General features: G+C 72.4%; 5 protein-coding genes and 2 pseudogenes. 4 read left to right on the plus strand and 3 right to left on the minus strand.

Annotated elements, in window-relative coordinates; translation table 11 throughout:
- Positions 1-358 precede the first annotated feature (358 nt).
- Together RM446_RS15915 and RM446_RS15920 are read left to right on the plus strand one after the other, a co-directional pair.
- Entirely contained in the window at positions 359-1,108 is a 750-nt protein-coding gene (locus tag RM446_RS15915) for a GbsR/MarR family transcriptional regulator (RefSeq protein WP_311546098.1), read from the plus strand.
- Between the two features lie 38 nt (positions 1,109-1,146).
- A pseudogene (locus tag RM446_RS15920) lies at positions 1,147-1,266 on the plus strand (transposase); the annotation flags it as partial.
- Positions 1,267-1,323: 57 nt separating this feature from the next.
- Here the strand turns inward: RM446_RS15920 and RM446_RS15925 are convergent.
- Positions 1,324-1,903, minus strand: a pseudogene (locus RM446_RS15925) (SAM-dependent methyltransferase).
- 318 nt (positions 1,904-2,221) lie between these two features.
- On the opposite strand from RM446_RS15925, the gene RM446_RS15930 reads away from it, so the two are divergent.
- Complete coding sequence (locus tag RM446_RS15930) at positions 2,222-4,744, plus strand: FGLLP motif-containing membrane protein (RefSeq protein WP_311546088.1); 2,523 nt, start codon at positions 2,222-2,224, stop codon at positions 4,742-4,744.
- Between the two features lie 76 nt (positions 4,745-4,820).
- On the opposite strand, the gene RM446_RS15935 is transcribed toward RM446_RS15930, so the two are convergent.
- Complete coding sequence (locus tag RM446_RS15935; protein WP_311546089.1) at positions 4,821-6,302, minus strand: aldehyde dehydrogenase family protein; 1,482 nt, start codon at positions 6,300-6,302, stop codon at positions 4,821-4,823.
- Between the two features lie 101 nt (positions 6,303-6,403).
- On the opposite strand from RM446_RS15935, the gene RM446_RS15940 reads away from it, so the two are divergent.
- Positions 6,404-7,015 carry a TetR family transcriptional regulator gene (locus RM446_RS15940; RefSeq protein WP_311546090.1) on the plus strand — a complete coding sequence of 204 codons (612 nt, stop codon included), beginning with the start codon at positions 6,404-6,406 and terminating at the stop codon, positions 7,013-7,015.
- A gap of 117 nt (positions 7,016-7,132) precedes the next feature.
- On the opposite strand, the gene RM446_RS15945 is transcribed toward RM446_RS15940, so the two are convergent.
- Positions 7,133-7,711 (minus strand): dihydrofolate reductase family protein, encoded by a 579-nt coding sequence (locus tag RM446_RS15945; protein WP_311546091.1) that lies wholly within the window; start codon positions 7,709-7,711, stop codon positions 7,133-7,135.
- Between the last annotated feature and the right edge of the window lie 218 nt (positions 7,712-7,929).

Genomic DNA, 7,929 nt, shown 5'->3' on the forward strand with positions numbered 1-7,929 from the left:
CCTCTTCCTACTCGGGTTCGATCGGCGATGCTCGCCGCGCGTTGGCGCCCGCGGCCTCGGTGGGCCGGGCCGGAGGTCCTGCGGTCCGGCCGACGTGCCGACCGGGATGTCGTGCCGGATCCGCAGGGCGCCGTCGTCGCAGGCGGCGTCGACCCCTGCGTTTCCGACATCGCAAACGCTACGTTGCGTTTCACAATCGAGCAACGAGGTTGTTGCAATAATTTTTAGTAACTGCAGCTCAAATGCTCTAAATCGTTGCAATGACTTTCTACCTAATGCAACGACTGGCGATCGACTGTTGCATTCGATGCAAGTGAAAGCTATGTTCTGGGTCAAGGAAGCGCGGAGGGAGGTCCCGGTGCCGGGAGGCCGACTCACCCAGCAGGAACGCCAGCAGATCGCACTCGGTCTGGCCGACGGGCTCGCCTATGCGGAGGTCGCCAGAGGCCTCGGCCGCCCCACCTCGACGGTCACGCGCGAGGTGATGAGAAACGGCGGTCCCACCGCCTACCGCGCCGACCTGGCCCACCGCGCAACCGAGCACCGCAAGCGCAGGCAGGCCGCCCCCCCGGGGGTGCAGCCGCCCGAACAGGCCCGCGGACGCGACCCCGAGGCCGTGCGAGAGTACGAGGAGGTGTTGACCACCCGCCTGATGCGCCAGGGGGTACCCAAGATGATGGCCCGGGTGCTCACCTGCCTGTTCACCACCGACGCGGGGAGCCTGACCGCTTCCGAGCTCGTCCGGCGCCTCCAGGTCAGCCCGGCGTCCGTATCCAAGGCGGTCGCCTATCTCGAAGGCCAGGGCCTTGTCCGCCGGGAACGCGGCGAAAACCGCCGCGAGCGCTATCTCGTCGACGGCGACGTCTGGTACCAGTCGATGATCGCCGCTGCCCGGTCCAACGCCGAGTTCGCCCGGACCGCCCGCCAGGGCGTCGACGTCCTCGGGCCCGACACCCCGGCCGCCGCGCGGCTGGAGAACATCGCCCGCTTCGTCGACTTCGTCGGCGAGAGCATAACCTCCGCCGCGGAGCAGGCCCGCGAGATCCTCCACACGCAACCCGAGCCGACCTCGGACGGCGCGGGCGCGCCGTCCTCCAACGGCGTTTAGCCAGGGCCTGCTCCGGTCGTTTCGACCTCACCGATGCCGAGTGGGCCCTGCTCTCCCCGCTCATGCCCGCCGATCCGCCCAAGGGCGGCCGATGCGCCGACCACTGCAGGACCGTCAACGCGATCCTCCACCGCATCAGAACCGGTGTCCCCTGGCGCGATCTTGGGGAGGGCGTGGAACTCCCGGACAAGCACGCCTGCCCTGCCGGCGCTGCATCACTCGGCGCGACGGCGGAACCGGTACCGCTTCGGCGAAGTCCGGTTCATAGGCCACCACAGGCCGGCGGTGTCCGCGTCCTCGACCGCGAGCAGCTCCCATCCGGGGAAGGAGGCTTCGACCTCCTTCTGGGAGACGCCCTCGACAAGCCGCTCATAGCGCGACGGCCCGAAAACGAGCATGAGCAGCGTGGCTCCTCGCATGGCCAGCGCCGTCGCACCCCGCCCCTCGGCGGCCCGCTGATCCGCGTCGAGGCCCTGGAAGCAGCCGATGTCGAGGAAGAGCTCGAAGGTGCCGAGTCCGGCCGATTCGGGGCCTGCGGCGGTCACCGACGCCGTAGGTGACCGCCGCAGGCCCCGCGCGCCGGGCGGCCTCGATCGCCTTCGGCACGAGGTCGACCCCCACGGTCTCGCAGCCGCGCCGGGCCGACTCGGCACCCGGGTGCGCCGGAGTTCCACAGCGACGCCGGTTCCGGAGCGATCGCGGCCACGCGCGACGGGCCGGCTCGCCGTGTTGCAGCGGTCGGCAAGGTCCCGCAGCCCGCACCCGGGTAGCCGCTTGGCAGCACTTCGCAGACATCCTCCTGAACCCTGATCAGAGCCGACTGCGGCTCGCGGCCCGGACGCGCGCAGGCGAATGCGGTCGACGGGAACAATCGGCAGAACCGTTTTCCGCATCCGCTGATGAATCCGCAATAAGGCGCCATACTGCTGACTACCGATCGCCCGTGCGGGAGGGGACCCCATGGGGTGGCGTCGCAGTTGTGTCCAGCCGACCCGAAGCCGACCTCCTCTCCGCCTCCGCCGGGGGTCGACGTCCCGGGCCGGGGAAGGACCGGGACCTCGCCGCCCGTGCCTTGCGCTCCTGCTCGCGCGGGCCGCGCGTCGGTGGATCGCAGTGCTCGCGCTGCTCCTGGCGGGGCTGACCGCCGCGCCTGCCGCATGGGCCGCGCCCACATCCCCGGAACCCGGCGGGTCCGCGCCGCAACCCGCACCCGGTGGCGCGGCGGACCCGGCGACGAGCCCGGTGGAGGACGCGGCGATCGACGCCGCTCCCCCGGCAGCGGACCCCGACGAGAACGGCGTGGCCGTCTACCCCTTCCAGAGCGCCGAGGGAATCCGGTACCTGATCACCCTCCACGAGGCACCGGCGGCCTGCGCCCTGCCGGAGGGCGTCACCGGGACCGGGGGCGCCAACGGGCGCGGAGTGCGGCTGGAGGGCACCGGCCATCAGACACGCTCGGGCGGCAGCGGGAGCTTCCCGATGCGGCTAACCGACACCCGCGTTTACTACGCCGCCGCCGATGCCCTGGTCATCGAGGTCACCGACCAGGAGGCCGACCCCTACGACCGCGTCGTGCTCCAAGTCGAATGCCGGGGCACCGACGGCCGGTGGCGCCGGGTGGCCGAGCCGGTGCTGGACCTGCCCTGGCGCCGCCAGAGCATGGCCGGCAGCGGATGGTTCGTGCACCGGTTCGACCCGGTCGCCGTGGACGGGGCGATCCGGCTGCGGATGAACGAAGAGGGGCCCCTCGGCGAGGCACCGCCCACCCTTGAGCAGCTCAGTGCCCAGCTCGACGGCCGCGACGTCGAGATTGCGGGGACGGGAGCCGAGGGCCGCGTCGTGCTGCCCGCCGATGTCTCCCCCGGGCTGCACATGCTCCGGCTGTACCACGACGCCCCGGCCGAGTTCGGCTTCGACGCCTGGATCGACGTCCCGGTCATCACCGGTTTCGCCGGGGCCCCGGCGCCTGCCGCCACCGCGCCGCGCGGCGATGGGATCCCGCGACCGGACGGGCTCTCGCTCGACCCCGCCCTGCTTGCGGCCACTGCCGTCGTCGCCGCGGGCACCGCGGGAACGGCCTGGCTGCTCATCGGCTTCCCCTCCGAAATCTTCAACAAGACCCTGGAGGCCAACCCGCTGCGGACACCGTGGTGGCGCAGGTGGAGCCGGGTGCTTTCCGCGGCCCGCCCGGGCGGCGGGCGCATGCCCCCGCGCAGCTGGGCGGCCCTCCTCGTCTTCTGCGCGCTGGCGGCGGCGCTGCCCGTCCTGTTGAACCCGCCGACCGGACCCGACGCCCGGCCCGTGCTGGACTTCGTCGGCCTGTTCGTGGCCGCCTTCGCGGTCACCACCGCCTTCGCGTGGGTGGCCGAGCTGCGCGACACGGCGTGGTCGGGAATCCGGGGGCGCTTCGAGGTCCAGGTTCCCGCGCTCTTGATCGTCGCCGTCTGCTCCGCCGCCTCCCGGGCGGCCGACTTCGAGCCGGGCTACTTCTACGGCCTCGTCGGCGGGTTCGTCGCGGTCTCGGCCCGCTCGGGACCGCTCGCTCTGACACCGCGGGAGCGGGAGGCGCGGGTGCGGGCCGACGAAGCGCGTTCGACCCGGGCCGGTGCCTTCAGCGTGCTGCTGCTCAGCCTGGCAGCCTACGCCGCGTGGGGAGCGGTGGTCCCGGCTTCCCAGGCCGAGGGCGCCGGCATCGGAGCGCAACTGGCGGAGGTGTGCCTGCGCTCGGTGTTCGCGGTGGGGGTGCAGACGGCGGTGTTCGCCCTGCTGCCGATGCGCTTCCTGGACGGCTACCGGCTGTGGTCGTGGCGCAGGGGAATGTGGCTGTGGACGGTGCTGCCCGGGGCGGTGGCGTTCTGCTACCTGCTGCTGATGCACCCCGACGAGGTCGCCGGGAAGACGGTGCCGCAGTCCCTGCTGTCCACGCTCGGGCTGTTCGCCGGGTTCGCCGCGCTTTCGCTGGCGGTGTGGGGCTTCTTCGCCTGGCGCTCGCGCCGCGCGGTGCCTGCGGCCGTCCCTCCGACGGAGCCGACCGGTGCGGACATGGCGGCGTCGGGATGGGGGGAGAGTTCGCCGACCGCGCCGACCGGGCCCGGCACGACCGCGCCCGCCGAGCCGCAGGCGACGGGGGAGCCCGCATCCGGCGGCGCGCTCAACCCGGATCGAACCGCCGGCGCCGCGAAGACCGGCGAACCGCGTGCCGCCTCTCCGCCGGGTGCCGAGGCACTCGACGAGGCGAGCGCGTCCGCTCCGGAAGATCCCGAGGCGGCCGCGACGTCCGAGGCGGCCGCGACATCAGGCGCGACGGAGGCGGCGGTTCTCCCGGGGCAGCCCGCGTCGACGCCGGCACCGCCCCCTCCCCCTATGCCGGAGGAACGGCAGGCGCCCGAGGGGCACCAGGGGTCCCTCTCCCCCGCCCGGCCGGGGGCGCGCTCCTCGGCCGCCTTCTCGCCGTCGGACGGCGGCGGCACCCCTGAGACGGCCGGGGCCGGCGCAGCGGGGGATGCGCAACCGCGCTCGGAAGGAGGCTCCGCAGCCGCGCCCCCCGACCTGGCCGCCCCTCCACCCGCCGACGAGACCGCCGAGGCGCCGCCCCCGAGCGACCGTCCAGCGGCCCCTGGGCCTACCGGGACGTGACGCCGCTGCCCGGCCGGCGTGCGTGCGGGCGCCCCCGGGGGACGCGGCCGAGGGCGGCCCCGGCCGGAGCTCGGAGTCAGAAGTGCACCATGACGGTCTTGGTCTCGGTATAGGCGTCCAGAACCTCGATGCCGTGCTCGCGGCCGATGCCCGACTGCTTGAAACCGCCGAACGGCACGGTGCCGGCGCTCATGTCGCCGAAGGCGTTGATCCAGACGGTTCCGGCGCGCAGGCGTGCGGCGGTGCGGTGGGCCCGGGTGAGGTTCGAGGTCCACACGGAGGCGGACAGGCCGTAGACGGTGTCGTTGCCCTGGGCGATGGCGTCCTCGGCGTCGGTGAACGCCATCAGCGACGCGACGGGGCCGAAGACCTCCTCGCGCACGACCCGGGCGTCGCTGCCGACGCCTTCGACGAACGTGGGCGGCATGTACAGGCCATGTCCGGTTGGGCCGACCGTCTCCAGCGTGCCGCCGTCCTCGCGGGCCGACTCCAGGTAGGACGACACCCGTTCGAAGTGGCGGCGCGAGGCCAGCGGCCCCATCCGGGTGTCCGGGTGGAAGGGGTCCCCGAGCGTGTAGGCGTGCATCTCCTGGACGAGCAGCTCCCGGAACCGCTCGCGGACGGACTCCTGGACCAGGATCCGGCTCCCGGCCACGCATCCCTCGCCGCTGCCCTGGGCGAACCCGGCGACGGCGCCCTTGGCGGCGGCCTTCAGGTCGGCGTCGTCGAAGACGATCGTCGGCGACTTGCCCCCCAGTTCCAGCGTCACCCGCTTGAGGTCGTTGCCGGATGCCGCAAGAATGCGCTTGCCCACGGCCAGAGACCCCGTGAAGGAGATCTTGTCGACGCCGCCATGGCCGGTCAGCGCCTCTCCTGAGGCGGCACCGCCGCTGACGATGTTGACGACGCCGGGCGGCAGATCCGTGGCCGTCAGCAGTTCGCCGATCCGCAGTGCGGATAGCGGCGACCAGGCGGCGGGCTTGGCGACGACGGTGTTGCCCGTTGCGAGCGCCGGGCCCAGCTTCCAGGCCAGCTGCAGGATCGGGCCGTTCCAGGCGGTGATCGCGCCCACGACGCCCAGCGGCTGGCGCAGGGTGTAGTTGAACGCCGCCGGGTCGGACGGCGCCGTCTGCCCGTAGATCTTCGTCGGCCAGCCTGCGTAGTGCCGGAACACCTCCACCGAGTGCTCCACGAGCCAGCGGGTCATCCACAGCGGGCCGCCCATGTCGAGCGAGTCCAGCACGGCCAGCTCGTCGGTGTGCTCCTCCAGGACGTCGGCGATCTGCAGCAGCACCCTGCTGCGCTCGTAGGGGGTGATGTCCGCCCACGACGGCGCCTCGAAGGCGCGGCGGGCGGCGGCGACCGCCAGGTCCACGTCCTCCTGCCCGGCGGAGGAGACGCGGGCCAGCGCCCGTCCGGTGGTGGGGTCGACGGTGTCGAAGGTCTCGGCGGAGCGCGGCGCGGTCCACGCGCCGTCGATCAGCAGCTGCTTGGCCTTGCCGTCGAGGAAGGAGGGAGCCGGACGCTCGGCGTCGTCCAGCTTGAGTGGGGCGGTCACGGCGTCTCCTTTCTAGGAAACGAACTGGTTCGTTCGTCCTGGTCGACCCTAGATCCGCCCTTAACGGATTGCAAACGAACCAGTTCGTTTAAGCTGGAGCCATGGACAAGGGACAGGCCAGTCGGCGGCGCCTACTGGACGCGGCCACCGCCGAGTTCGCCGCTCACGGCATAGCCGGTGCGCGCGTCGACCGCATCTCGGGCGAGGCGCGGGTCAGCAAGGCGCAGATGTACGCCTACTACGGCAGCAAGGAGGAGCTGTTCGACGCCGTCCTCGCTGACCAGGTCGCAGGCGTACTCGACGCCGCGCCCCTGACAGCGGAGGACCTGCCCGGCTACGCCGTCCGCCTCTACGACGCCTACCTCGCCCATCCGCAGCTCGTGCGCCTGGCCACCTGGGCTCGCCTGGAGCGCACACCCGCCGGCCATCTGTTCTCCGCCGAAGCCGAGCACCCCAAGATCCAGGCCATCACCGAAGCCCAGCACAGCGGGCACATCGACCCTGCCCTGCCCGCAGCCGAGGTGCACTCCATGGTCATCTCGATGGCCATGACCTGGTCGCCGAGCAGCCTCACCTTCACCACCACAGCGGCCGACCCCGGCGCTGACCACGACCGCCGCCGGGCCAGCCTGGCCACCGCCGTAAGCCGCGCATTCTCCGCCACGGCCGCGCCGTCGGAAACGCCGCCGCGGAGCTCCGGGAACGCCCGCTAGGCGCGCGGCCGGCATCCGCGCAGCTGCGCACACCCGCCAAGCGAGGGAGGCGCGGCGACCGCTCCTGCCCGTCTCCCGCCGGCCCGCCCGCTCGGCGGGCGGGAAACCGGGAGGGACTCAGGCGTGCACGATGGGCCGGTAGACGAGCTCCTGGATGCGGCCGTCGAGCGTGCGGCTCTCGACCAGTTCGAGGTCGAAGTCGGCCGCACCCTCGAAGATCCGGTCCAATCCACTCCGACCGGTGATCACCGGGAAGAACGTCACCTGGACGCGGTCGACCAGCCCGGCCGCCATCAGGGCCCGGTTCATCGACAGGCTGCCGTGCGAGCGCAGCGGCACCTCGGACTCCTCCTTGAGTCGGGCCACGACCTCGACGGCGTCGCCGCTCGCTACGGTGGCGTCCGGCCAGTCGAGCCGCTCCTCCAGCGTGGTCGAGACCACCGTCGCCGGCAGGTTGACCATCCGCGTCACCCACGGGTCGCGCACGTCGGACTCCTCGGTGCTCGAGGCCAGCATCTGCGCGAACGCCCGGTAGGTGTTGGCGCCGAAGACCATCCGCTGCCGCCCGCCGTACAGGGCCAGGCGGTGGTCGAGCAGCTCGGGCCCCTGTTTGCCCCAGTACCCGGTCCAGTCGCCGCCCGCGGCGCCGAAGCCGTCGATGCTGGAGAAGACGTCGAAGGCGTAGGTAGCGGTCATGGTGCTCTCCTCGGGTGGAGTCGCTCTGGCTCTGGAGGGCAGACCGGGCTCCGCGGCGGGATTCATCGCCGTCGGGGCTCCGGGCACAGCACCGTTGACCCTTCTATGTCAAGCGGCGAGATGATGCTCGATCGCGGCATGGACCCACCCCGCCCGGTCCCGGACCATGGCCCGGTAGATCACATCGATCAGATGGCGTTTGAGTACCCGGTAGGCGC

It is taken from the genome of Streptomonospora wellingtoniae (genome assembly GCF_031845375.1).
GTDB classification, from domain to species: domain Bacteria; phylum Actinomycetota; class Actinomycetes; order Streptosporangiales; family Streptosporangiaceae; genus Streptomonospora; species Streptomonospora wellingtoniae.